This is a genomic window from Paenibacillus sp. cl123 (assembly GCF_900101595.1).
In the GTDB taxonomy this organism is placed as follows: domain Bacteria; phylum Bacillota; class Bacilli; order Paenibacillales; family NBRC-103111; genus Paenibacillus_G.
Genome location: NZ_FMYY01000005.1, coordinates 159,507 through 185,376, shown reverse-complemented (window position 1 = coordinate 185,376; position 25,870 = coordinate 159,507). Strand labels below are relative to the sequence as shown.

General features: G+C 51.4%; 14 protein-coding genes. 1 reads left to right on the top strand and 13 read right to left on the bottom strand.

Annotation, left to right across the window (positions count from 1 at the left end):
* Positions 1–27: 27 nt before the first annotated feature.
* The 12 genes from BLR08_RS11560 to BLR08_RS11505 all read right to left on the bottom strand — a co-directional run bounded on the left by BLR08_RS11560 (position 28) and on the right by BLR08_RS11505 (position 18,001).
* A complete protein-coding gene (locus tag BLR08_RS11560; protein WP_072329359.1) occupies positions 28–2,316 on the bottom strand; it encodes a glycoside hydrolase family 2 protein in 2,289 nt (762 codons plus the stop codon).
* An 87-nt stretch (positions 2,317–2,403) separates the two neighbouring features.
* Positions 2,404–3,912 carry an ABC transporter substrate-binding protein gene (locus tag BLR08_RS11555; RefSeq protein WP_072329360.1) on the bottom strand — a complete coding sequence of 503 codons (1,509 nt, stop codon included), beginning with the start codon at positions 3,910–3,912 and terminating at the stop codon, positions 2,404–2,406.
* A gap of 150 nt (positions 3,913–4,062) precedes the next feature.
* Positions 4,063–5,664, bottom strand: coding sequence for a helix-turn-helix domain-containing protein (locus tag BLR08_RS11550; protein ID WP_072329361.1), 1,602 nt, complete (start codon positions 5,662–5,664; stop codon positions 4,063–4,065).
* Positions 5,665–5,669: 5 nt separating this feature from the next.
* Positions 5,670–7,403, bottom strand: a complete 1,734-nt coding sequence (locus BLR08_RS11545; RefSeq protein WP_256257527.1) for a sensor histidine kinase — start codon at positions 7,401–7,403, stop codon at positions 5,670–5,672.
* A gap of 341 nt (positions 7,404–7,744) precedes the next feature.
* Positions 7,745–8,443: an RNA polymerase sporulation sigma factor SigK gene (gene sigK / locus BLR08_RS11540; protein ID WP_072329363.1), complete on the bottom strand. Its 699-nt coding sequence runs from the start codon at positions 8,441–8,443 to the stop codon at positions 7,745–7,747.
* Between the two features lie 226 nt (positions 8,444–8,669).
* Positions 8,670–10,136 (bottom strand): sulfatase, encoded by a 1,467-nt coding sequence (locus tag BLR08_RS11535; protein WP_072329364.1) that lies wholly within the window; start codon positions 10,134–10,136, stop codon positions 8,670–8,672.
* Positions 10,137–10,138: 2 nt separating this feature from the next.
* Positions 10,139–11,968 (bottom strand): sensor histidine kinase, encoded by a 1,830-nt coding sequence (locus tag BLR08_RS11530; RefSeq protein WP_072329365.1) that lies wholly within the window; start codon positions 11,966–11,968, stop codon positions 10,139–10,141.
* Between the two features lie 6 nt (positions 11,969–11,974).
* The gene (locus BLR08_RS11525; protein ID WP_072329473.1) at positions 11,975–12,982 is read right to left on the bottom strand and encodes a response regulator; all 1,008 of its coding nucleotides are present in this window, start codon (positions 12,980–12,982) and stop codon (positions 11,975–11,977) included.
* A gap of 122 nt (positions 12,983–13,104) precedes the next feature.
* The gene (locus BLR08_RS11520; protein WP_072329366.1) at positions 13,105–13,974 is read right to left on the bottom strand and encodes a carbohydrate ABC transporter permease; all 870 of its coding nucleotides are present in this window, start codon (positions 13,972–13,974) and stop codon (positions 13,105–13,107) included.
* A 1-nt stretch (position 13,975) separates the two neighbouring features.
* A complete protein-coding gene (locus BLR08_RS11515; RefSeq protein WP_072329367.1) occupies positions 13,976–14,929 on the bottom strand; it encodes an ABC transporter permease in 954 nt (317 codons plus the stop codon).
* Between the two features lie 24 nt (positions 14,930–14,953).
* On the bottom strand, positions 14,954–16,492 hold the full coding sequence (locus BLR08_RS11510) for an extracellular solute-binding protein (protein ID WP_083536930.1): 1,539 nt from the start codon (positions 16,490–16,492) through the stop codon (positions 14,954–14,956).
* A gap of 21 nt (positions 16,493–16,513) precedes the next feature.
* Complete coding sequence (locus BLR08_RS11505; RefSeq protein WP_072329368.1) at positions 16,514–18,001, bottom strand: sulfatase family protein; 1,488 nt, start codon at positions 17,999–18,001, stop codon at positions 16,514–16,516.
* Positions 18,002–18,242: 241 nt separating this feature from the next.
* Here BLR08_RS11505 and BLR08_RS11500 point away from each other — a divergent pair, with 241 nt between their 5' ends.
* Positions 18,243–19,640 carry a sulfatase family protein gene (locus BLR08_RS11500; protein ID WP_072329369.1) on the top strand — a complete coding sequence of 466 codons (1,398 nt, stop codon included), beginning with the start codon at positions 18,243–18,245 and terminating at the stop codon, positions 19,638–19,640.
* A gap of 96 nt (positions 19,641–19,736) precedes the next feature.
* On the opposite strand, the gene BLR08_RS11495 is transcribed toward BLR08_RS11500, so the two are convergent.
* The gene (locus BLR08_RS11495; RefSeq protein ID WP_072329370.1) at positions 19,737–25,715 is read right to left on the bottom strand and encodes a DUF4962 domain-containing protein; all 5,979 of its coding nucleotides are present in this window, start codon (positions 25,713–25,715) and stop codon (positions 19,737–19,739) included.
* Positions 25,716–25,870 lie beyond the last annotated feature (155 nt).

Here is a 25,870-nt window from a genome sequence, read left to right as displayed (position 1 = left end):
AGTGGGCCAAGCGGGGCAATGAATTCGTTATTTCCGTATAATGTTCAATTCATTTTGGATAACAGGCAGTAATTCCGCAGGGATTTCGTAAAAAGCGAGCTGGGACATCTTCTCAATGGACATCACCCCTTGGGTCACCTCAAAGAACGGATTGTTTGTCGTATGCCCGAAATATTTGAGAAATACCGCTTTGGCCTCGGCATGGCTGTAGAGATCTTCGATGGTATCGTAGATGGAAAAATATCCGTCCTTAAGCTCAATCTGCCCGCCGCCTGACAGGTCGAAGTTTTCAAACCAGTTGACGACATGCTTGGCTTTCTCTTCTTTGACATGGATATAGCCTGGGTCCGCTTCCGCCGAGAGGGTCAGCAGCATCTCATCGGTATGAACCACGCTTTCCCCTCGAATACCCTCTGCGCGGATGCGGTTATCTCCTTGAACGAGCGCAGCATCCTTCACCTGGAACACGCGCTGACCGCCCCTCATCTCTGCAAGCAGCACATCATTGTGATAAACCCGGATATGATCCATATTCGATAAAATGACGATATCGTTGCGCTCCCGATGTCTGCGGACGAACCGGCGTCCGGCCAAATGCACGAATGGCTCTTTGGACCAATAGGCCTTGCACAAATAGAAGGCATCCTTTCTCAGGGCTCGATCGATGGTGACAAGCCCTTTGAGATTTTTCCCTTTCTCACCGCCTTCATTGCGGTTCGCGCTTCCGAAATCAAACATGTTCCACACATAGCCGCCGAGTACAAAAGGCCGTTCCCGAAACGTTTCCAGCGCATTGTGATGAAACATCAGCTGATACTCTTCCGTGTAATCCTGAACTTGCGGGGTGTACGAATGATAAGCCGGATTGGTGTCGACCCCATATTCGGAGACGAGTACAGGAACATCCGGTCTTGTCCGGTGAAACTCGTCGAGCCTCGTGCCCAAATCCTTGATCTCGCCGTAATACCAGCCGTAGTACAGGTTATAGCCGACTAGGTCGGTGAAGCCGTTAATGACGCTGTCATCCGCCACTCCGTTAATATTGGCCTGAGCGACGAACCGGCTGGCATCCAACCGCCGTGCAGCTTCGACCAGGCTTTGGATCGTTCGATACGTATTTTCCGTCTCCACGGCGATCGTGATTTCATTTTGCACGCCCCAGCAATAGATCGAGCTGTGATTATACGCTTGCTTGATCAGACGTTCCAGTTGCTCGAAGGCGTTGCGGCTTTCCGGGTCCTTCGTGGACGGTATGCTGATGTACGGTATTTCGGCCCATACCAGCAGGCCGTACCGGTCGCAAAGGCTGTAAAAATAGTCGTCATGCTGATAGTGTGCAAGCCGGATGCTGTTGGCGCCTACCTCCCTGATGATGTCCATATCCAGCTCCATATGCTCCCTGGTGATGGCATTGCCTACGCCGCCAAAATCCTGATGACGGCACACGCCGTTGATAGGCATAGGCTTGCCGTTTAATATCACACCGCGGTCGGAAGTCAGCTCAACGGTGCGAAACCCGATGTCAATTTGGCGGGAATCAAGTACTCGTCCCTCCACACTTACGGTAATGACGGCGTTGTAAAGATAAGGCTGCTCTACGCCGTTCCACAGCACCGGACTGCTGACCTGGCCCTGGAAAGCAAACCCGGCTTCGCCCGTCAGAGCTACCTCCGTGTGGTCCTCCCATACGGCGGTTCCCTCTTGGTCCCTAAGCTGAACCTTCACAAAGGCTTGCACGGCGCGGGAGGATTCATTCACCACACAGCCATGCACATCCAATTGAAAATCCCCTCCGCCACAAGGATGCTGTGTCAAGTAAACGCCGTCGCGCCCCTTGTCCATAACGTCAAAATGAATATCTTCCATAACGAGCAGCTTCACTTCCCGATAAAGGCCACCGAAGAAGGTGAAGTCGGCCAAAAGCGGATATACTTCATTATCGTAGCTGTTGTCCACCCGAATGGAGATCAAATTGTCCCCGGCTCTCAGATAAGGACTCAAGGGGACGCGGAACATCGCATATCCGCACCGGCTCTCACCCGCAAGATGCCCATTGACATAAACATGGCCGATGTTGCCGGCCGCTCCAATTTCCAAGTAGCGGTGCTTCTCCAAATCCTCCGCGGTAAACGCCAGCTTTGTTTGATACCAGCAAGCTCCCCGATAATACGGCTCGCTTCCGCCTTGTCCGTCCTTATCGTTCCAGGTATGGGGCAGCGCGACCGGCTGGCCCTCCTCCATAGCTTCGCTCGCGTAGGAAGAACGGTTTTCTTTAGTGAACATCCAGCAATCCTTTAACGGAATAGTATGTGGCATCGGTTTGTCCTCTTTTCTTTATAATTGGCTGTTTGCGTACCAATGCCCGCTCAACCTTCGGGTTGGCGGGCATTGGTGATGTGGTGCTTATTTGCTGCTTTTCGCCCATGCGTCCAGCTGTTTTTGCTTTTCCGCAATAATCTTATCGATTCCGGCAGATTTCAGCTTGGAGATGAATTCCGGGAGCGTCTTCTCCGGATCAACGCTGCCCGTTTCCAGCGGAAGCTTATATTGGGTAACCACATTGGAGACTGCCGCATACTCGGCCTTCACGGCGCTGGCATCGAATGTAAAGCCAAGCGCTTTCGATTTAATCGCCGATTTATTGAACTGATCCATCTTCTCCCATATTTTCGCATCTTCTCCGTTAAACACGTAAGAGAGGAATTGATTGCCGAACAGATAGCCCATATTTAAGCTGTAGCCGGACGTTTTCGCATCAACGCCTTCCGGATAGTCAATCATATTGTCAGCTTTAACCGTGTAATGCTTTCCCTCAACGCCCCAATCGAACAGATTGACGATTTCTTTATCGGAATACATCAGGTTAAGGAATTCCATCGCTTTCTCCGGCGTCTTGGAGTTAATCGGAATCCCCCACATAATATTCGTGACAGTCATCGTTGTAGATACCGGCTGAACCAGATTCGCCGTAACTACCGGAACGCCGCTGCTCTTCGACTCCTGCTGCTCGAAGCCCGGCTTCATATTCGAGAAGTAGCCGAATCCGCGATTCGATTTCAACAAATCGAATTGGGAGGTTTTATTCGTCGCGGCGTCTTTCAAAATCAGCCCGGATGAATACCAGCTGCGCATCTTTTTCACAAAATCCGCGTATTCCTTTGTTTCATACAAATTTTCTACTTTCAGATTATTGTCGTAATTCGGAAGGACGCCCATCGAATCGCCGAGGGTGTCAAACCAGCGATACGAATCGAGCATGGTTCGGCCGATATTACCCGGGACGAGCGGGGTCAGATTCGGCTCCTTATCTTTGATCAGCCTCAACAGAGCTTCCACGTCGTCAAGCGTGCGAATTTTGCTGACATCAATTTGATATTTGTCAACCAGATCCTTGCGCATCGTCAACCCTTGGCTGGCGGCGAAATCCCGAATGGTCGGAACGGCATAGGTGGAGCCGGCGATCTGTGCGGCATTCAAATAAGCCGAATCCATCGATTTTTTAATGCCTTGACCGTGTGCTTCCAGCAGCTTATCCAACGCTACAATCTGCCCTTTCGCCACTAAGCCGCTATACAGGTTGCTCGTCACAACCATAAGATCCAGTTTTTCATTGCTGCTAAGCATGAGGTTAACCTGCTGCTCCCAGTTCCCAAAGCTGATCGGGGTCAGCTTCACCGTGGCCTTGATTTTCTGCTCGGCGATTTTATTGATGGACTCCTGCACCACCGCCAAGTCCTTCGGCACCGAACCGAAGATCGGAAAAGCAACGTTCAGTTCAACTAATTTCTCCGTCTCCTTCGCGGGAGCATCCCCGGCTTTAGAAGTCGCCCCTGTGTTATTACCGCCGCAAGCGGATAAGAAGAGCATGGCTCCTATGGTCAGTGTGCTTACTGCTGATACTCTCTTCTTCATTGAACTCCCCCATTTGCATTTGTTTTCACCTGTTGAAACCGGTTCCGGTAATGTGTGGACCCGGCAGTGAAGATAGCTTTATTGTAGCTTTTCCCCGGACTCGACTCTGCCCCGTTCCCGACTTTTCGTTATGCATTTGCCGACTACCTGTTACCGCCCGGTTTGCTGGTAAAGCTGGCGGTATTCGTTAGGGTTCATATCGGTATGCTTCTTGAACATCCGGGAGAAATGCGAAAAATTGGCATAGCCGATATGAGAGGCGACTGCGCTTATCGGCATATCGGTCTTGACAAGCAGCTCCTGGGCAAGCTTAAGCCTCTCCTGAAATAAATAATCGGAGATAGCCATCCCGGTCTCCTTCTTGAAAATGCGGGTTAAATAATCAGGATTGAGGAACACGTGATTCGCAATATCTTCACGCGACAAATCCTCGGCAATATGACGATTAATGTAGCTGATCACGCGGTTAACCACACTCTCGGACTGCTCGATGGTATCCGCATATTCCTCTGCTCTGCCAATAGCATGATTCATCCATGAGATTAAATCCGTAACGGAGCGGGTCGCCTTTTCGGAGAAATTCAAGGAAACGTTATTACTAAACAATTGATGGGCCTGAATCCCTTTATTTTGAAGAGCGACATATATCAGCTGCTGAAAATCTTGATAAAATTGTTGAAGCAGCCTGGCATCCAACCCATCCTGCTGCACCATTCGTTCCACATAGGCCGTGGCATCCTGAAGCACTTTACGGAACTCCCCTTCCTTCATCATAACGGCCCATAACCCCATGCTCGGAGGCTCATGAAGGGAGGATTGTAATGAAAAACTGGAAACCAGGAAAACCTTATTATTGTAAGCCACATTGCTTTTCTCCGCATCGCGAAGACGATTGACCATACCGTGTATGCCATACCCGTGTACAGGCGATCCGATATAACAGGAGAGATCGCAATAAAAATATTGCACGCAAGCTTCGATATATCGTTCGCACTTGCTTTTCAGGAGCGTTTCTATCTCGGCATGGCCTTCCGCCGGTAAAATGGCCAGCAGGCTGCCGCCGTCGAGCGAAATCGTTTGGCCGTTCCGCTTGTTTCCAACAAGCAGCTCTTCTGCGGCATTCTTAAGCGCATATTCCATAATTTTCTCTTCGCGCAAAGTCAGTTCCTTATGCCATCTTTGCACGCTGAGGAGTACGGGGATAAACGTCATCGCTTCATCATAAGGAATATTGCGTTCCGCGGCGGCATTCCGAACCGCCTCCGCCGAGGGCGGAATCGCCTGGTGGATAAGATCCATCCAGAAGCGCTCGATGAGCATCGGCTGGTGCTGGAACCAGAATTGGCCATACTGGCTGAATTGAGCGGTTTCCGAATCCTTGTGAATTTTTTCGATTGCTTTCTGAATCGTTTTCTCCAGCTCCGTAAACGGGATCGGCTTGAGCATATAGTCGATACTTCCGAGCTGGAGCGCTTGTTTGGCATATTTAAAATCCGCATGGCAAGTAAGGAAAATAATCACCGTCCGCGGGTATCTCTCGCTCACCCACTCCGCCAGCTCCAGACCGCTCGCCTGCGGCATCTCGATATCGCACAGCATGATATCAACGCGTTCGCCCTCGAACACTTCCTTGGCTTGCTTAACCGTAAAGGCGGAAAATACGGACGTAATTCCGAGCATATCCCAATTAACCCCGGAGCGAACGCCTTCGACGGCATGAATCTCGTCATCCACAATAAGAAGCTGAAGCATGACCTCTAACCCCCTTCATGACGTTCGGTTTGATAGGGCAGCCTGATTTCGACGACGGCCCCTTGAGGAAATCCGTTATAGCAGGAAATCGATGCCTTACCTCCGTACAAAAGCTGCAATCTTTGACGAACATTCCAGATTCCGATATGCTCCCCTTGTTCGTCCTTAACCGTATTTCCCGAACGAATCTCGGACAGCACATGCTCCGAAAATCCTTTTCCCGTGTCACGAACAATAATTTCAATGTAAGGCTCCAGTCCTTCTTCCTTCAAATCGACGGACACGGAGATATGAACGGGTTCTTCCAGGGTGACGCTATGCTTGATCGAATTTTCCAGAAATGACTGAATCACGAGCGGAGGCACCGGCATGTCCTCCAGAAAATCCGGCACCTCTATAGAACAAGTGAGGCTGTTCGGGAAGCGCAGCTCCTGGATGCGAACGTAATTACGCACATGCCGAAGCTCGTCCCGCAAGGATACGAACGCTAAATTGCTTTGAAACATAAACCGGAAGTAGCGAACCAGGCATAAGGTCAGCTCCTGGATCAGCTCGTAGTTTTTGACTTGAGCCAGGTTAAACAAAATATTTAACGAGTTCATAAAAAAATGCGGGTTAATCTGAAGCTGCAAATGCTGAAGCTCCGCCTTCTGCTTGCTTAGCTGTTCCTCGTAGACATGAATCTTGAGCTCCTCAATTTGCGCCATCATCGTATTGAACGTTTGATTCACCATTTGAATTTCTTCGGAGGCCTTGTGAGACTCGATCCGGACATTGACATTACCGTCATTAATCCGCTTCATAACTGTAATCAAACGCTTTAACGGCACCAGTAAAATATGACGAAGCAGAAAAAGGCTCAGCGGCAGCAAAGCGATGGAAACGATCGAAATAAACAGCGTCAGGCGGGATAAATTCGGCAAGTTCTGCAGAATTTGACGGTCCGGGATAACGGCAGCCAGGCCAAAATTTCCTTCCTGTGAAGGTTCCCCAACGATCAGCAAATTATTCTTGCTGCCGGACATATAAACCTGGTCAAATCCTTTCGTAAAATCAATCTGCTCGTCCGGCAGTGTGTTGGTGCTGATCATGAGCTCTCCCGCATGACTTACCAGAAGCGCGCTCCCTTCCTTTCCCAAATCAATCAAGTTGAGAGGAACCAGCAGTGTTTTGGCATTGACCCAGGCTCCGATATAGAGATCGCCAGACCTCAGAACGCGCAAGGCATAGTAGTTCTCCCCGATTTTCCTTACAAACCACCGGCTTCCGGTCTCGACAAGGCTGGAATGACTGCCCAGAATGCGATGCAGCTCCTGCTCGACCTGATCCCGCTCGGCAAATTCGATGTTCGATTTAAATACGTTCAGCAGGTCGTCCCTGGAGCTTGAGTAGACGAAAAACGCATCAATCGATTTATAAAGAATAATATCGCTTGAAAGCTTAAGGGAAACCTGGTGCTTGGCCAACTGATACTCGTCCTCTGAATCCGGAAGGTTCATGGATTGAGCATCATAATCCGAAGTCATTAACCCGAGCAGGTTACGTTCGGCATCTCTCAACTGCGTATCAATTTGCCCCATATATAAGGAAATCAAATTTTTATTGGATAAGGCTACCTGGTTGTGTACGACTCGCATGCTATAAAAATTATTGTATAAAAGAAGGGTAATCAGCGGGACAGTCACAAGCAGCAGACCCGCTACCAGCTTGAAACGAATCGAATTCCATGAAATTTGCATGATTTTCAAATAGCTTCTCCCCCATGCTCTTCGTAAAAGGACCATTGAGCCGGGCTCGAGAGTCCTGTCTGTCTTCCTATTGTCGGTTTTTTCGCGGTTTCTGAATCATAGCAAACTTAACGATTCCCCACCACCACTTTGACGACATGAATTTGTGCATTCCACGACATTCGAAATTAAGTGAGATTAAGCCGCCATTCCACTCCCAGGAGGTGCAGATGCCAAAAAACGGAACCCCAACGGAGTTCCGGCCCTCAGCTTGCTTATTTAAGGAAGACTCTTTTCGAAGCGCCGGCGGCGAATTCGTCTGCTTCGATGAGATTTTGCTATACTATTTAAACCTATTTCTTCGCTTTGTAAAACTCATGATACAGCTTCATCAATGCACGTTTCTCAATGCGCGATACGTAGGAGCGGCTGATCCCCAGCTCCTTCGCGATTTCTCGTTGCGTACGCTCTTCTCCTCCATGTACTAATCCAAAACGGCCAATGACAACTTCCTTCTCACGGTCATCGAGAATATCAAGGTTTTTATATATTTTGCTTTTTTCAATCTTAAGCTGCACCTTATCTGCCACGTCATCGAATTCCGTTCCCAGGATGTCGATCAGCGTGATCTCGTTCCCTTCTTTATCCGTTCCGATCGGATCATGCAGTGAAACGTCCTTGCGCGTCTTCTTCAGGGAACGCAAATGCATAAGTATTTCGTTCTCGATACAACGAGCGGCGAATGTGGCGAGCTTCGTGCCCTTACCGGTTTGGAAGCTTTCGATCGCTTTGATCAGGCCAATAGTGCCGATGGAGATCAAATCCTCGAGATCTTCACCTGTATTATCGAATTTTTTTACTATGTGCGCGACCAAGCGAAGATTATGTTCAATAAGCAAATTTCGTGAATGCGCATTGCCCTCTGCCATGAGTGCAAGATGCTTGGCTTCCTCGTCCTCCTTCAGCGGTTGAGGAAAGGCGTTGTTTTTCACATACGATACAAGCAGTGTTAACTGTTTAATGAACAAAGCGACAGCCGTAAAAAATCCCATGCTCCGTACCCCCCATGCTGTATTGGCAGAACGTCAGGTTCATGCCGAACCATCGTCCATGCTCGCAAGAACGTCAGTTGTACATTGTATGTGGGCATCTGCCTATGTGTGCCTGTACGGAGCGAATCATTAATTTCTAGCGGCTGCGGGAAGACGTTGTTCTTGACGTAGAGATTAGTTTTATCATATGTGGGTGTCAGCCTATTCGTGCCTGTCTATATTAGTCCTATAAAATCCCCAATCTGGCATACTGCTCCGCCGGAGCATCGTTCTCCGCCATGAGCTGCTTCATTAGTCCTATCATTCGCTGCTCGAGATCCGGATGCTCCGTTAGCGGCTCCTGCTGATAGGGATCCTTCTGCAGGTCATACAGCAGCGTGCCGAAAGCATGGTAATGGCTATAGCCAGCCGCCCGGATCTTCATCGTCTGAACCCCTTTCGTAAAGGAAAAGGGCGCCTGCAGGCTGATTTCCTGCAGCTCCTGCACGGAGAACCGGCTGCGCATATGCGTAGGCATCAATGTGTAATTATACAAGGGAGTATTATCCTTGGACACGGGCGCCCGCATATACACATACCTGCCGTCGGTCACATTTACATGCGCCCCGTGCAGGCCGAACAGCGCGGCCTCACGTACCGCTTCGTCCCGGGCGATCGTACGCTCCAGATCTTTGCCCTGCGTGTCAGGCGGGATATCCAGCCCAAAGAACTTAATCAGCGTAGGAGCCAGGTCGATCGTCTGCACGAGGCTTTCTCTTCGTTCATTGCGCACGCCGCTTCGCGGGTCCCAGATGAATAACGGTATATGGGCAATTTCGTTATAGAACGGCATGATCGTCTTGGCCCACCAGTCATGCTCGCCGAGCAAATAGCCATGGTCCGTGTTGACGATCAGCATCGTGTCCTTCCATAAATCCAGCTCATCCATCGTATCGAGCACCTTGCCCAAATAATGATCGCACATGCTGAGCAGTGCCGCGTATTCGTAGCGGACATGGGCGACCTCCTCCTTGGTCTCCTTCACCGGACCATAAGGCGGCCAGTCGAAATGCTTGCCGTCATACTCATGCGGATACAAGTCCCGGTACGCTTGCGGCGCGTAAAAGGGCTCATGCGGATCAAACGTCTCGATCTGAATGAACCACCGGTCCGCCTCCCGGTTATGGCGTATAAATTCCAGGCCCTTCTCCATCGTCTGCGCCTGCGGAAAATCCTTCTCTTCCCGGATGTATTGCCGGTTGATCCAATCTTGCCGGATAAACGGACGCATCTCCTTCATGGCAACCATGTCGGGCAGCTCCGGTTCCTCCACCTGGCCCTTCCAGGGATCGCCTTCCTGCCCCCGGATCAGCTCGAAGGAGCTGTACCGGCTATGGTACGTTCCTCCGCCGTCTTCCCAATAATGCTGGTGATCCGTCACGATGTGCGTGTATACCCCGTTTTTCTTCAGCAGCTCCGGCATCGAGTCGTCGAACGGCTCCATCGGGCCCCAGCTGCGGTGCAAAAAATTGTGCCTTCCGGTCTGAAGCTCCCGGCGGGCGGGCATACAAGGCATACTGCCTACATAGGCCCGATCGAACGTGACCGTCTTTTCCGCCAACCGCCTGAAATTGGGCGCATGAATCCAATCGCAGCCATAAGGCGGCAGCATATGTCTATTGAGCGTATCGAACATCAGCATAATGGCTTTCACGGCTAATCCTCACCTTCCGTCTTGTTCTGGATAAGATGGAGCGGGAGCCGAAGCGAAGCAACTGTCCCCCGACCCTCGAAGGAGTCAAGACTTAGCCCGTAGGCGCTGCCGTACTGCAGCACGATGCGGGCATGCACGTTGGCTATGCCGAGGCTCTGCTGCTTGCCGTACTCATGCAGCGCGTTCTCCGACAGCTGCTTCAGCATCGCTTGTATCTGCTCCAGGCGTTCGCGGCGAATACCCGGACCATTGTCCGCCACCTCGATGACGAGATCCGACTGATCGTCGAACGCATTAATGATAATGCTCCCCTTCCCTTCCTTCGCTTCAATCGCGTACTTCACCGCATTCTCAACCAGCGGCTGCACGATCAGCTTGGGGATCAGGCAATGCATGAACTTCTCGTTGACGCTGAACTGACTGCGGAACGTACCCGGAAACCGAATATGAATGATCGATAAGAAATGCTTGAGCTGGGTCAGCTCTTCCTCCAGCCTCACTATGGCACTCATATCCTGCGCCGTATAGCGGTAGAAGTCCGCAAGGCTCCTGGCCATCTTCACGATTTCCGGCATATCCTCCAGATAAGCCATGCTTTTAATAATATCCAGGGAATTATACAGGAAATGCGGATTAATCTGGGTTTGCAGCGCCTTCACCAGCGCTTCCTTCTCCCTGAGCTGAAGACTGACCTCCTGCAGCTTTAACGTACTCACCGTTTCCAGCAATTGATTCACCTGTTCGATCATCATGTTGAAGCTTCGGTTTAAATATTGAAATTCATCATGTCCGGACGTGTAAGCGGCGCGAACCTGCAGGTCTCCCCGCTCTACGCTTCCCATCACCTGCCGCAGGTGCAGGATCGGCTTCACAAAGGCGCGGGATAAAAACGGCACCACCGTCACGATACAGCATGCAATCACGATGAAGGCAAAAATCATCGTATTGGGCGTATGCTTGGCTGCCGACGCCATCTCCTCATAGGGGACGATCGACACAAACGTCCAGCCTGTCGTCTCCGACCGTGTCACCGCAACTAGCGTACGCTTGCTCTCCCATTGCTGAATCGAAGCATTTTCGTTATCCGTAAGGTCAAGCTGCTGCAGCGCGGTTTGCTCCCGCGGCAGACCGAGCCACTTATAATTCGGATAATAAACGATCCTGTCCTGCTCGGAAACGATGAAAAAGCGGCCCTGCGGGGCTAAGCTGGATTTCTCGAACGTCCGCTGGATTTCGTCCAGATGAAAATCGATGACGAGCTTGCCAAGCAGGTCCATATTCTCGACGCTATAGATAGGCATCTCCAAAGAGAGCACCCGCACATCCTCATTCACATATTTGACGGCATGGGTTGAGATGACCGCCGCCTTCTCCGTGAGCCGGTTGTCATACCATGGCTCCTGGGCGAGCAGCTCCTCCGAACGCAGCGCCAGATTGGTCATGGACAGCGTGCGGCCGTCCGGCGTCAACAGAAACATCCCGACGATCTCCGGATAGTTCAGCGCAACATGTCTTCTCAGCACATTCTGAACATTCTGCTGCTCCTCAAGCGTCGCTTGATGTTCGTATTTCATCCATTTCTGTACGAGCTCATCCTTGGCGACCGAAGACGTCGATTTGGTCAGCTGATAAATATAGAAGTCGATGTGATGATTGAGCCGAAGCGTCGCTTCCTGGGAGATGCGGTGGAAATCCCGCTTGATCCCATTGTTGTATAAATGATACGACAGCATTCCCATCAGCAAAATAGTCAGCATACCTACGAGCAGAAAGGCGACGGTCAGCTTCGTTTTGATCGAAAACCGATAGTGAAAATGTCTTAAGATACGCATGGGATATCACACATTTAACCATTTCCGGTACTCATTGGGAGACTGGCCGGTCATCTGCTTGAACACACGGTTAAAATGAGGCAGCGACTGAAAGCCGACCCGCTCGGCGACCTCGTAAACCTTAAGCTCACCGTCAACCAGCAAGTGTTTGGCCTGCATGATGCGCAGTGAGTTCAAGTAGTTGATAAAGGATTGCCCTTTATATTTTTTGAAGAGCAGACTGAATTGCGAAACGCTGATATGAAAGCGCTGCGTGATGTCGGAAACCGAAAGATCCTCCGCGTAATGCTCCTGCAGGAAGTCGGATACCCGCCGGATGACCTGGCGCATCTCACCGTTGTTCATAGCGTTATAGCATTGCAGCCATTCCTCCGACAGCTTCAGGAAATGTCTTCCGGCTTCTTCCCCGGCCAAGAACGGGATCCGGGTAAAGCCCGGCTGCATGCTTTGGATCAAATCATTATATTTGCTGGAATACGTTCGCAGCAGTACGCTCTTCTCATGATCCTGCAGGTCCGCAGCCTCCGAGATACCGCTCACGATCCGGGATTGCTCCTTGAACAAGGCCGGTGCGTCGAAATCCGTAATCTTATCGAAAAATTGTTGAATACTAAGATAATATTGGCGCAGGTCGTGAAACTGCGGAATTCGCTGCTTCGCTTTTTCGAGCGCCTTGCTCAGCTCTTCCTCAAGAACGGGCTTCAACAGAAAATCACTTGCTTGATATCTAAGAGCCTGGCGCGCATATTCGAACTCATTATAGCCCGTCAGGATAATCGTAATCACCGGCAGCTGCCGCTCCGCGATCTCACGCGCCAGCCACAGGCCGTCCTGAACGGGCATCATAATATCGGTTATGACGATCGTCGGCCACATCTGATAGATCGTCTGAAGGGCTTCTTCTCCATTGCCAGCCTCCGCCACAACCTCAAAGCCGCCGCCGTGCTGCTCCACCATTTTGACCACAGCGCTGCGGATCCACTGCTCATCCTCTACTACCATAACCTGATACATAGGAACACCATCCGAATGTTTAGTAATGAAAGTCAGGCCCTCGTCCCGGACCTTAGGCGCCTCAAGCTTCATTATAACATGCTCGGTTTTCGCTCCCCAGAAGAGGGTAGAGCAGGAAACATTTAGCCCTTCACAGAGCCCATCAGCATCCCTTTATCGAAATACTTCTGAAAGAACGGATACATCACAATCATCGGGATTGAGGCCATGACGACGACAGCCATCTTGACCGGCGGTCCGAACTCGTATCCTCCCGCAACCGATTCCAGCGAATTGCCGGACTCCAGCACGATTTGCCGCAAGAAAACCTGCAAAGGAATCATCTGGGAATCGCTAATGAATAAAATGGCCTGAAAATAAGAATTCCAGTAAAATACCGCGTAGAACACCGTAAAGGTCGCCACCGAAGTCATCGATAAGGGCAGCATCACGCTGAAAAACAGTCTCCATTCGCCGCACCCGTCTATACGAGCGGCCTCCTCGAGCTCTTTCGGCGTATTCTGGAAAAAACTGCGCATAACAATGAGATTAAAGGGCAAGATCAGATTGTTGAGAAACAGCGACCAATAGCTGTTCAGCAGTCCTAGCTGACTGGTGAGCAAATACATGGGAATGATGCCGCCGCTGAAAAGCACCGTAAATACAACCATGATATTCAGGAGCTTCCTGCCCTTCAGCCATGTGCGGGACAGCCCGTACGCCATAAGCGTCGTGGCCGAAATGCTAAGCGCCGTTCCGACAATCGTAATCTCAAACGCATTCCAATATGAGGTTAAAAAGTTGTGATTGCTGAACAAGTACCCATAGGAATTCAGTGTCCAGGTTTCCGGTATAAGGAAAAAGCCCCGGGAGAGCATCTCCTGCTTCGTCGCAAATGAGCTCAACAATACATACAAGCACGGGAACAGCACACCAAGCAAAATGAGGGCAAGCAGTACGTAGACGAGCGTATCGAACAAGGAGATTTTTCGCAGCGAAGCATAGGTCCCCATCTTAATAAACCCCCTCCTCGCCGATCTTATGGGATGCGCGGTTGGCGATATAAACGAGCGCAAGTCCGATGACCGCTTTAAATAAACCGACCGCCGTCGTGTAGCTGAATTCCGCCTGATTGATCCCAACCCGATAAACATACGTATCGAATACTTCCGAAACCTGAATATTCAGTGAATTTTGCAGCAGCAAAATATGCTCGAAGCCGCTATCCATCACATGCCCCAGGCGAAGAATGAACAGAATAATAATGGTCGAGCGCAGGGCTGGAAGATTGATGTGCCAGATTTGGCGCAGTCGGCTTGCCCCGTCCACCCGGGCTGCTTCATACAAGGTCGGATCGACCGAGGCCAGCGCGGCGAGGAAGATGATGGCGCTCCAGCCCGCTTCCTTCCAGATGACCTGCAGCAGATACATGGTGCGAAAGGAGTCCGGATTGGTCATGATGTCCAGCCTCTCGAAGCCCCATGTGGAAATCAGATTATTGATCCCCCCGTCCTGCGTGGAAAATAACAGCGCCGTTATACTGACAATAACGACCCAGCTTAAGAAATGAGGAACATACAGCAGCGTTTGGGCGCCCTTTTTGAACCACCGGTTCCGGACCTCATTCAACAGCAAGGCCAACAAAATAGGCACGGGAAAGAAAAAGAACAAATTAATGGCGCTGATCATGAGCGTATTACGGAAAATCATCCAAAAGTCCGGGTCCCGAAACAGTGTCTCAAAATGCAGCAAGCCAACCCACTGGCTGCCCAAAAAGCCTTCAAACGGATCGTATTGCTGAAATGAAATGACGATCCCCGCCATCGGGATATATTTGAAGATGATGAAAAACAGAAAGCCCGGCAGCATCAGAATATAGATGGGCAGCCCGCGCTTCCACTCATACCACCGGCTGCGAGTTGCTGTCTTGCCGCTTACATGCTCATGCTGTGTAATTGCTGCACTCACGCCAAATTCCTCCTTTCTTTCCGTTTATTTCACACTTTGATAGGCATCGTTCATTTCTTGGATGATTTTGTCACCGCCGCCGGCTCTCCACTCCGCGATCGCTTTATCGATCGCTTCCATCGGCTCTTGACCGGCAATGACCTTCACCATCGTGTCCATCCATTTTTTGTCGATGTTCGCTCCAAGCTTTGTGGCCGTTTCCGAAACAAGTCCTGCCCCTGCATCCTTCACCTTGACCTTTTCGTTATTGTCGAAGTAGGTTTGAATGGTAGAGATTTGCTGCGGCTCCATCCATTTATAGATCAGGAACATCGGATCGAAGCGCTTGAAGACCCAGCCCAGCAGCAGGAATTGGCGATCCTTCACCGATGCCTCCAGTTGTTCGTATTTCGTGTCGCTCAGCTTTTTATAATGAACGCCCTCGATCCCGTGTTTGACAAAATCATAGCCCTCATCGGACAGCATATAATCCAGCAGCTTCAGAATACGCTGCTGCTTCTTAGCATCAATTTTGGCATTGATGACAATGCGGTCCCCGGTCGTCAGGCTGGGGATGCCGCTTTTACCCGACGGTCCTTTGGGCGGCATTAGCTGTACGAGCTCGGCCTTCGGATCCGTTTTTAAGAGCGGCGGCATCGTCTCTGCAAAAAGCTGCTGCGGATTCACATAAGCGATGCCGGATTTGCCCGCCTCCAGCTTGTTCAGCGAATCGCGCGACTTAAGGATCGGAGAATCCTTGTCCAGTACGCCTTCGGCATACGCCTTGCGCATGAAGGCAAGATAGCTCTTCAGTTCCTCGGCCTGGATTTGCATGGGAATCAGTTTGCCGCTGCTATCCTTCGTCCAATAATTCGCGAGCCCGAAGCTGGCCGTGAGGAAGTTTGCCGTGCCTCCGAAGCCAAAGCGCCCGGCAGGACTTACTTCGAGCGAGAACCCTACCGTATCCTGCTTCCCGTTGCCGTCCGGATCCTTCAGCGCGAAGGCTTTGGCTACCTCATAAAATTCGTCGATCGTCTCCGGCATGCTCAGTCCCAGCTTGTCGAGCCAATCCTTGCGAATCGCGAGCGAATCCCGAACCTCTTGATAGTAGAAAGGAATCCCGTAATACTTGCCCTTCGGATTAAACTGCTTCAGCGATTCCTCCGGAATGAACTTCGTAATGTTCGGGTATTTGCTTAATTCGGGCATGACATCCATAAATACGTTTTTTGCCTGCCACTTGACAAACTCGGCATTCGGGGCATAGAAAACGTCCGGAAAATTGTTCGAGGCGGCCATTACGTTAAGCTTCTCTTGATAGCTCGCGGCTGGCACCCATTCGATCTTCAGGTCAATATTCAGACGTTTGTTAATTTCATCAATCATCGGATGGTTCGGAGGCCAGCCGCCACCGGCGTAGCTGCGCGTCATAAGGTTTATGGTTATTTTTTCGTTCGCATCGTCGGCGGCGCCTTGGGCATCCCCGCCTTTCGGTTTTCCCGACGACGAATTTCCTGCACAACCTGCCAGCGTTGAAGAGATCAGCAGCGTACCTACTGTTAATGCGGTCCACTTCTTCATCATGCGTAAGCCTCCCTGGGTATATTATTTCTTTTCTCGCGAATCCCGAACATGGGGAACAACATCGCAGGTTTCCTGATAAAAATCCAGCAGCTTCTCCTTCAGCTCGCTCAGCACGGTCGCCAGAGCGGGATCGTCAATCCGGTTTTGAGTCTCTGACGGATCTTGCTCCAAATCATACAGCTCATCGGTTTCATAAAAGCGGCGAACATACTTGTATTTATGTGTCCGAACCATCGTAGCCTTCGTATGCTCCGGTCCTTCGCTGCGCTGCATTTGGCCTCTGGGCCAATACAGCGTAGACGGGTCCTCGTTGGCAGGCGCCGATTCATTGCAATGCTTCTCGCCGTGCAGCCGCCCCCCCTCGCAGAACACGGCATCCCGATGCGTCTGCGTGTCCCCTCCGATCAAGGGAGCCAGCGTTTTCCCGAATAGCGTGTAATCCGGGGTAATGCCTGCGTAATGATGCACCGTAGCGGTCATATCGATCAGCTCGACAAGCGCGTCGCTGACCCTCGGCTTCACCGCTTCGGAGGCCGGAGGCTTCACGATGAAGGGAACTCTCGTCAAGCAATCCTCGAACGTATTTTGATTTTTCTCCACCAATCCGTAGTCCCCTGTAAAATCACCGTGATCGGAGAAGAAAAATACAGCGGTATCATCGTACATATCCGCATCCTTAAGCGCTTTCATCAACAACCCGAATTGATGGTCCACCCGCGCGCACATGGCGTAATAAGTAGCTCTCAGCTCTGTCCAGCGCTCCTCGGACCAGCTGTCCATGTTATAAATTTCGCGAAGACCGCTAAGAATCGACGGCTTATTCCCGGATAAAACCTCCGCTCGAATGCGCTCCGGAATCAAGTGTTTTTCGATCCGATTATACCATGACTTCTCCACGGCATAGGGAGGATGCGGGTAAAGAATCGGCAGGTAAATACATAACGGCAGCTCGCTTGGGGGATTTTTAATCAGCTCGATCGCTCCCCTAATATTGGCCCAGTCGGAATCGTAGTAATGTTCTTCCTCTCCGGCGTCCAGCTCTCCGACGAAAAAGGAATAATACGTATCGCTGCCGGGCGCTCCGCGCCAGTTGTTTCCTGTGCCTTCGAACGCTCCGCCAAATATGGGCTTGACCTTCTCCGTCGGCGCATACTTGACATCGCAGTAGGCTTCGAACCCGCTTGTCGGGGGGATGAGATCGTTCTTCCCTCCCCACCACACATAGTAGCCGGCGTCCTTCAGCGTTTTGAGCAGCACCGGCTCGTCAGGACGCATCATATGGTACATCGTGCGATGTCCTCGAACATGCGGGTACCAGCCTGACATAAAGGAGCAGCGGCTCGGCGTACATACCGGATTTTGACAAAACGCGTTGCGAAACGACACCCCGTCCGATTGAACCAATTCGTCCAGATTAGGCGTGATCGCCGCCGGATTTCCGAGGTGACCCATCACATCGCCGCGCCATTGATCGGGGTTGAACAAAATGATATGAGGTTTTTTTTTCAATTTGTACGGCTCCCCCCTTGTGGTTGCTCGCCTTGCTATGAAGCTATCCTTAATATAGCGCGCAGCCGGCAGCGAAGTCGTTATCGCATTTTCCGGTTTCTTTGCATTTTTTACAAGATTATTTGGACTGCTTGAAACTAAGGAAAATATGCGAATAAATCGGATAATCCGTTATCGAAGCTCTCATTTCCGTCTGATATAGTGGGGTGTGATTCTAATTTAGGAGAAGGGATGATGAAGCTTGAGCGCTCCGAATATACTGATGATCATGATGGATCAATTTCGTGCGGATTGGCTAAGCTGTGCAGGTACAGATTTTGTACAAACGCCGAACATCGATCGTATTGCGGCAAGAGGCATCCGTTTCGAGAAGGCCAGCTGCAACAGTCCCGTATGCGGACCGAGCCGCTGTTCCTTGGCCGCAGGCTTGTACCCTCACCGATTGGGCAATCTTGAGAATTTTGTAAACTACCCCGAAGATCAGCCGACCTATTATCAAGAGCTGAGAAAAGCAGGTTACCGCGTCGGCATCGTGGGAAAAAGCGATCTGCATAAAGGAGATCATAACTATGGTCTGAACGGAGACATTCCGTTCATGTACCATCTCGGCTTTACCGATCCGCATGAAACGGAAGGAAAGATGAATGCGGCGTTTCGCCGAAACGCTCTGATGAACTTCGAGCTGGACCCGGACAAGGACAGTCATATCGCCGGACCATACCAGAGCTATCTGCGAGAGCAGGGGCTGTTAACCGCATTCGTTGAAGATTACCGCAAACGGTTTACGGAATGGAAATATTATAACGCTTGGCCTTCGCCGCTTCCTGCCGAGCATTTCCATGACAGCTACATCGGGCGAAAGTCGTGCGAGTTTCTGGAACGCGCTTCCGGCGAAACGCCGTGGCATTTATTTGTCAGCTTCGTCGGACCGCATGATCCGTGGGACGCTCCGGCCGAATACGTGGATGCGTTCCCTAAAAAAACGTTCCCGGCATCCATCCAGGATGATCTTGCCGGAAAGCCCGAGTGGGTCAAGAACAAAGTCAAGAAACAGACGGGGGGCATGTCGGAGCAGGAGCTCAACAAGGTGAAACGGCATTATGGCGCCGCTATCCAGCTGATCGACGATTGGGTAGGCCATATTCTGGACACGCTGGAGCGCAAAGGTTTGTCCGACCAAACGGTCATCATCTTCTGCGCAGACCATGGCGAAATGATGGGGGATCACGGATTATTTCAGAAAAGCACGATGTACGAGGGGGCGCTGCGAATCCCGCTCATTATCGCGGATCCGCGGGAGTCGAACCGAGGGGAGAGTCAAGCGCTTGTCGAATTAGTGGATTTACACCCGACGATACTGGAACTGGCCGGTGTTGAGTACAGACCGGGCCGCCTGGACGGCCGCTCGATTGTTCCGCTGCTGAAGTCGGAGGCTGCCGAGCATAAAGCTCTTCAGCTAAGCGAGCTGACTCATACACGGATGGTTTTTGACGGACGATACAAGCTTATTGAAAATCATAATGACGGCAACGAATTATACGATCTTCAGGAGGATCCGCACGAATTGACGAATCTATTCAAAGCACATCCCGAAATTTCGCAGCAGCTGTTGAAGCGGATGGCTCATTTACGAAAATAGGGAACTGAAATTTCTTGGAGGGCGGACGCCCTCCACTACTTTTTCAGCTCCCCCCCTCATCCAACCGGACGAACGAATCCCCGCTCGAGCCGCTGCTTACGGAATATCGTACATCGTCACATAATCAATTAACATCTGGCTTGTGAACCGGTTCGTATTGAATGTGAGTTTATTCAATGAGGTCGGGTAAGTGATACCATCGTTGAATGGAAGTCCGTCGATCTGAAAAATACCCGTTGACCGGTCCAGCGTTCCAGGCGCATCCACGGTGCCGGTGTAAGTTTTGAAGGCTTCCGACTGCATCGTAATCCGATACGTTTTCGCCGTCATATCGGCATCGAAGCGAAGCGTCACCCATTGATCCTGCGGCAGAGTGAAGGTGCTGCTGCCTGGAATTTTGAAGTAAGCGCTTTCGCCGTCCTTCATCTTCCAATACCCGAATGTGCCGTCGTAAATACCGGTGAAACGGATCAAATTCGCTCCGCCGCCGCTGATTACCCATTCATAATTTCCGAAATTCGTTTGCAGACGCTTGAATCGGGTCTCAACCACGACTTTTCCTCCGACCGGTGTCGTTATTCTTTCGACGATCGGACTCCTGGCGTATTCATCCGCTGAGATATAATAGTTATCGGTCAGCTGAAGAGCTTTACCGCTTGCGTTCGGCAGCTCTACGATGTCAACAGAGGTATCCGTGCCCTTCTTTATCGTCCACCCCTGACCTGTTACCGCCTCCCCCGTCTGCCAATTGTCGAAGGAATCGTAATATTCGCCGCTTGATCCTGCCGCAGGCAGCGTCACCGTCACACTCGGCCCATCGTCCGATTCGTTGCCGCTCTCATCGGTCGCCTTCACCTTGAAGGTGTAGGCGGAGCCCGCCTGCAAGCCGGTTACAACATCGTAGGCCCTCCCTGCAACCGTCGCAATTTTCGTAAATGCCGGCTGCGGACTGTTCTGTTGATAGATCGAATAGGACCTGATCAGGCTGAAATTATCCTCGGCTTCGTCCCAAGCTAATCTCACAGCGCCCGGGAATGCATTTTCGATTCGGATGGCATCGGCCGTTTCCCAAGTCGGTTTCGTACTATCCTTAGGGGTAACCGTCAGTGCAGCGCTTTCAGCCGAGTGGTTCCGGCTTGCGTCGACAGCTTTGACCGTTACTGCGTAGCTGTGTCCCGTCACAAGTCCGCTTAGAGTCGCTGTAAGCGTATTGCCAGGCACCGCCGTTTTCCGCACGCCGTCTGCATAGACGATATATTCCTTAATCGGCGCACTGCCGGCTGGGGCGCTCCACGAAACGGTTGCGGACGTTTCTGTCAGAGCAGCCAGCTGAGGACTGCCGGGCGCAGGTATGGACGGGGTCTGGTACATCGTCACATAGTCAAGTAAGAAGGTACTCGTAAACCGGGTCGTCTTGAATAAAAATTTATTTAGTGAACTCACCCACCCCAGATCGCTTTTGAAAGGAATATCGCTGATGCGAAACATACCTGTCGATTTATCTAACGTGCCCGGTGCATCCACAACTCCCGCATAGCTTTTGAAAGCGTCCGCTTGCATCGTGATGCTGTATTGATCAGCAGGCAGATCGACGTCGATGCGCAGCGTAATCCACTGATCCCTCGGCAGGTTTAACGTGTTGCCCGGAATTTTCACCAGCTTGCCCGTATCCATATTATAGTAGCCGAACGTTCCGTCCGAGGCGCTGGATAACCGTAAGAGCACGGCTCCGCCTCCCCCAAGCTGCAGCTCAAAGATGGGCGTATCATGCGCCAATTTATTAAACATGAAGCGGGTCTCGAACGTCACTTTGCCGTTAATCGGCGTATTATTGCGCACTACTTGCGGAGCCGCCGTGTAATCGCTATCGCTCGGCGAATAATTATCGGTCAGCTTCAGCGCCTTATTGCCCGGCTCCAGCTCCTGAATCGCAACCATCGTACCATTCATAAGGGGGTTAACCACCCAGTTTGGAACAGTTCCCATCTCTCCGGTCGCCATGTCATCGAACGATTCGTAATATTCGCCGCCCGCCGGAGAAGCAGGAAGTGTAACGGTGACGGACGGACCATCATCGGATTCGTTGTTGGCCGCATCCGCCGCTTCAATCTTGAAGGTGTAGGTGCTGCCTGGCTGCAAGCCTGCCGCTGCGTCGTAGGATGTGCCATTGACTGTCGCAATTTTTGCATATGCGGATGTCGATTGCGCCCCGCCGTTCTTCCGGTAAACCGAATAAGATTGAACTTGGCCGGAGTTGTCCGAAGCCGCATCCCACGCCAATCTCACAGCCTTGTTAAATACATGCGCCGCCCAGCCTTCAGCCCCGGACTCCCAGACAGGCGCATCCCCATCGGTTAAGGTAACGTTCAAACCGGCGCTTTCGAGCGACTCGTTCTCGCTCGTATCCACAGCCCGGATTGTCACTGAATAAGCTTGGCCGGGGGTTAAACCGTCGATGGTTGTGGACAAAGTGGTGCTTGGAACAACCTTCTTTTGAACGCCATTCACATATAACACGTATTCTTTCAGACCAGCATTATCCGTAGCGGCATTCCACGCCACGGAAACGGACGTATCGGTCTGGTTAGTAAGCTGTAAGCCGCCCGGCGCGCTTGGCCGCAATTCGTCCGATTTCACTTCGATGAAACCGATCCAATCCAGATTCATCACGCCACCGGGACTCCACATCCGGACATCCACAGGTCCAGCCTCCAACTGCTGGCCGGTTTTGACACGAAGCCCTTTCCAGCTCGCAGCCGTCGTCCCCGTATCCGCAGTTCTTGACGCATCGAAATAATAAGGCTGGTCGCCGATCATAGCCAGCCGGCCTACGGAAGTTCCGGCAGGCTGATTCCATCCGGCCGTATACTTCAAGACCAAATCATAGGTTCCGGCTTTCGGGATATCGACGGTCCATTTGCCCCATTGTCCGATTTGCGTCCAATTCCCCAATCCTTTGCCGCCGGACAGGAACGAGGATTGGAAAGGCTGCAGCTGTCGCTCGCCCCAAGCGGCGAGCGTTTCCGCTTCCAGCCACGAAATCGACCGGGTTGACCGCATTGCATCCGGATCGGACCATGTCTCCGTTACCGCAGGTTGACTGGCACCTATCTTTTTCAGCTTCAGCAGCCCTGTTTCCCCACGCACAATGACGGCTGCATTGGCTTCCAGATAAACGCCTTCGGGCCGTCCGTGTTTTTCAAAGATCAACCCCGGCGGAGCCTCTTCCACCAAGTACATGCCGGCTGTGTTAGTTAAGCTCCCCCAATGTACGGGAACGCCTGCCGTATCGCTATAAGTCTGCATGGTCACTGTACCTGATTGACCATCGATAGAAGTCTGTAAAGTAACGTTACCCATAGCCTGAGGCATCGGAGCGTTATTCAGCTTGAATGCGCGCTGCCCTTTTTCCACTTGCAGGAGAAGCGTATTCCCTGAAGTATCCCAGTGCACGCCACGCAAGCTCATATTATCCGCAGCATTCCCTCCTTGCGGAATGTCAGCGCCGGTGTCATCCTTCCTTAATCGTGAAAGGCCGGGAGCATGAATCGAAATCTGCGCATCCTGAGGTCCTGAGACGGATAACCGGTCCCCGCCATACGCGATCGTGGAGGGAACGTTGCTTTCGATGACCGTTACTCCGTTTTTGATCACTTTGGTGCCGTCTACCAGCAGCACGCTATTCCCTTTTACGGCTACCGCGGTTCCGTCAAATACAATCCCGCCTGTATCAATCTCACCGGCTGCCGTCCTCCGGACATAGACATCCGTACCGTCCTCAAACCTTAGCTTCATATAACCGATGTGGTTTTCCGATACGACTTCTTGGCGCTCAGTCCCGCGTTTATACGCATCCATGGTTGTAATGAAAGTCGTAGACTTCGTCTTGGGGGATATGAAGGCCGCATGCTTCTGCTTCTTGTCTGCAAAATTGCCGCCAGGCTTTATCTCGGTTCCGTTCATATCCAGATATTGATCCTCATAGGTAGCCCGAACATCTTCCGGAGCATGTACCTTGACCTTGAGACCGGCATCGCCTTTCAAGATTGTCGCCCCGGACTGATCCGAATCGATGGCTAAATAATCCTCGGCGTGCAGCCGCCACTCCAATTCGCTTCCGCCTGGCTTAGCGCTTTGCAGCTGATCGATCACGACAAACTTGTCGGGTCTGACATAAATGACATTCCTTCCGGCTTTGGACAGCACTCCCTTATATGCGCCCGAAGCGTCACCGCTTACCGCATCGAAATCCGGATGGGTCACAAAGCCGTAGATGCGGCCGTCCGCGTCGATATCATTAAACGGCTGTCCCTGTTTTCCGTCGTATGTAATCGCATTGGAAGCAAACGTTTGTTTGGCGTAATTTTTATCATGATTCGTGAAATAGGCATCATAATATCCGCTCTCAATGGCTAGTGATTCGCCGTATGCATTCAACACAAAGCTGTTCTGATCCGCATGACTATGGTTGTAGCTGCCGTACGGACTGGATTTGAAATAAAAGGAGACTCTGTCCGGATCATATAATTCGGAGTGCATGGCGACTTGACCGACATCCTGAAACCATTTGGAATCCGGCAGGTCCACAGGCGGTCTGGCAGTCAGCGAAGGGTCGCCGAAGTAATAGTTGTTCAATGTATCGCTCGGCCCGGTTCCGATTGCTCCCGCCGCCCATTTCAATATGGGGTTTTTATTCATTTGAGCAAGCCGGTTATAGATCGTTACTCCCGGCTTCCCCGGAAGGTATTCGCTGTCGTCCCCGAAAATTCCCTTCGGAGTACCGTGCGGAAAGGCGTAGAGCGGATATAAGCCTTGGTTGCGGTTATAAGCCTTCTCGTACAGATTCAGGCCGCTTGAGCTGAGCAGAACATCCATAAACTCGATCCCGACATAGGACGACCATTGCCAATAACCGGTCCCTTGCGACCATCCTCCATTCTCCCCCCCCCAAGGCGGCATGATATTGATATAAGCGGGTACCACTCGCCTGTACCATTGCTCGGCTTCGGGTATTTCATGGAGCAACGCAGTAGCTATGATCCCGATATAGCCCATCGCTGTCCAGCCGTGGGAGTCGTATGGATTTTTCTGAATCGGGTTTTCAGAACTGAAAATGGCATTCATCATGGTTACGGTCCGGCTTTTGATCATGCTCTGAACGACCGTACGGTTTGCCGGTGACAAATCGTTATATAACCAATCGTAAGCCATCGCAGAAGCAAGCGTAATATAACGATGAACCTGATCATGCATCGCATAGCTCGTCGGACCATTCGTAGACCAACCGGCAACGCTGAGCAGCTTTTCGATCGCATTATCCCTTAAATCCGTTGACGGCGTATCCGCGATCAGATGAAAGAATGCCGCGTCCAGCATTTTGTTCACTTTCTCTAGGGCATCCCGCTCCATCACTTTTAAGGCTTGATTCCATTCCTCATCCTTGGGATGCGATGGCGGATAAGGGAATGTCGGTTCCGTAAGAACCTGGCCGAAGCTGGCCGGTACCGACTGCAGCTTCTCCTCGTAAACGGCTTTCCCTACGGTTAGCTTCAGCTCTTTGAAATCAGACAGCTTATCCGGCGTCGTCCAGATCCGGGGATGGTCCTGCTCTACGTCAGCGATCAATCGTTCTATAGTTGGTACAGGAAAAGCAACATGCTGCTCTTCGATGCGAAATTTGCGTGCCGTGCTCCATTCCGACCAGCCTGTGGCCGGCTTATGATAACTGACACGCCAATACCAGGTTCCCGGATCGAATGCATCCGAAAAGTTATAGACATTCGTCGTAACCGACTGGTTCTCATAGGGAACTTGTGTGAACTGATCGCTGCGGCTAACCTGAAGCCAGTAGGTATCGGCATCTTTAACGGCCGGCCACCTGAAGTCGGGCGGATTTTGCGTGGTGACGAGCGAGTCTGCCGGAGCGAAGGGCATATTGAAGCCGGATAAAATATCTGCCGGCCAAGTTTCCGCGGCTTGAGCCACAGGCGGCTTGGCGAACGGGACGGCCCCCAGCAGTCCCGCTGCCATTACGAAAACCATAAACAACGACACTCGTTTTTTCAATTCCCTCATTTCAATTCATCATCTCCTTTTTGATTTCATCCTCATACTGAATCCGCTTACAAAGCTGTAAAGCTCAACCTCCTCCTTTCCACATCCATCATAAAGCTATCGGTGCCTGCTAAAAATCAACAATATGGATAACACATGGCATTTTGCAAACTTTC

Coding starts and splice junctions, on each gene's coding strand:
- BLR08_RS11560 (WP_072329359.1), bottom strand. CDS start 2,316: ATGCCACATACTATTCCGTTAAAGGATTGCTGGATGTTCACTAAAGAA.
- BLR08_RS11555 (WP_072329360.1), bottom strand. CDS start 3,912: ATGAAGAAGAGAGTATCAGCAGTAAGCACACTGACCATAGGAGCCATG.
- BLR08_RS11550 (WP_072329361.1), bottom strand. CDS start 5,664: ATGCTTCAGCTTCTTATTGTGGATGACGAGATTCATGCCGTCGAAGGC.
- BLR08_RS11545 (WP_256257527.1), bottom strand. CDS start 7,403: ATGCAAATTTCATGGAATTCGATTCGTTTCAAGCTGGTAGCGGGTCTG.
- sigK (WP_072329363.1), bottom strand. CDS start 8,443: ATGGGATTTTTTACGGCTGTCGCTTTGTTCATTAAACAGTTAACACTG.
- BLR08_RS11530 (WP_072329365.1), bottom strand. CDS start 11,968: ATGCGTATCTTAAGACATTTTCACTATCGGTTTTCGATCAAAACGAAG.
- BLR08_RS11525 (WP_072329473.1), bottom strand. CDS start 12,982: ATGTATCAGGTTATGGTAGTAGAGGATGAGCAGTGGATCCGCAGCGCT.
- BLR08_RS11520 (WP_072329366.1), bottom strand. CDS start 13,974: ATGGGGACCTATGCTTCGCTGCGAAAAATCTCCTTGTTCGATACGCTC.
- BLR08_RS11510 (WP_083536930.1), bottom strand. CDS start 16,492: ATGATGAAGAAGTGGACCGCATTAACAGTAGGTACGCTGCTGATCTCT.
- BLR08_RS11495 (WP_072329370.1), bottom strand. CDS start 25,715: ATGAGGGAATTGAAAAAACGAGTGTCGTTGTTTATGGTTTTCGTAATG.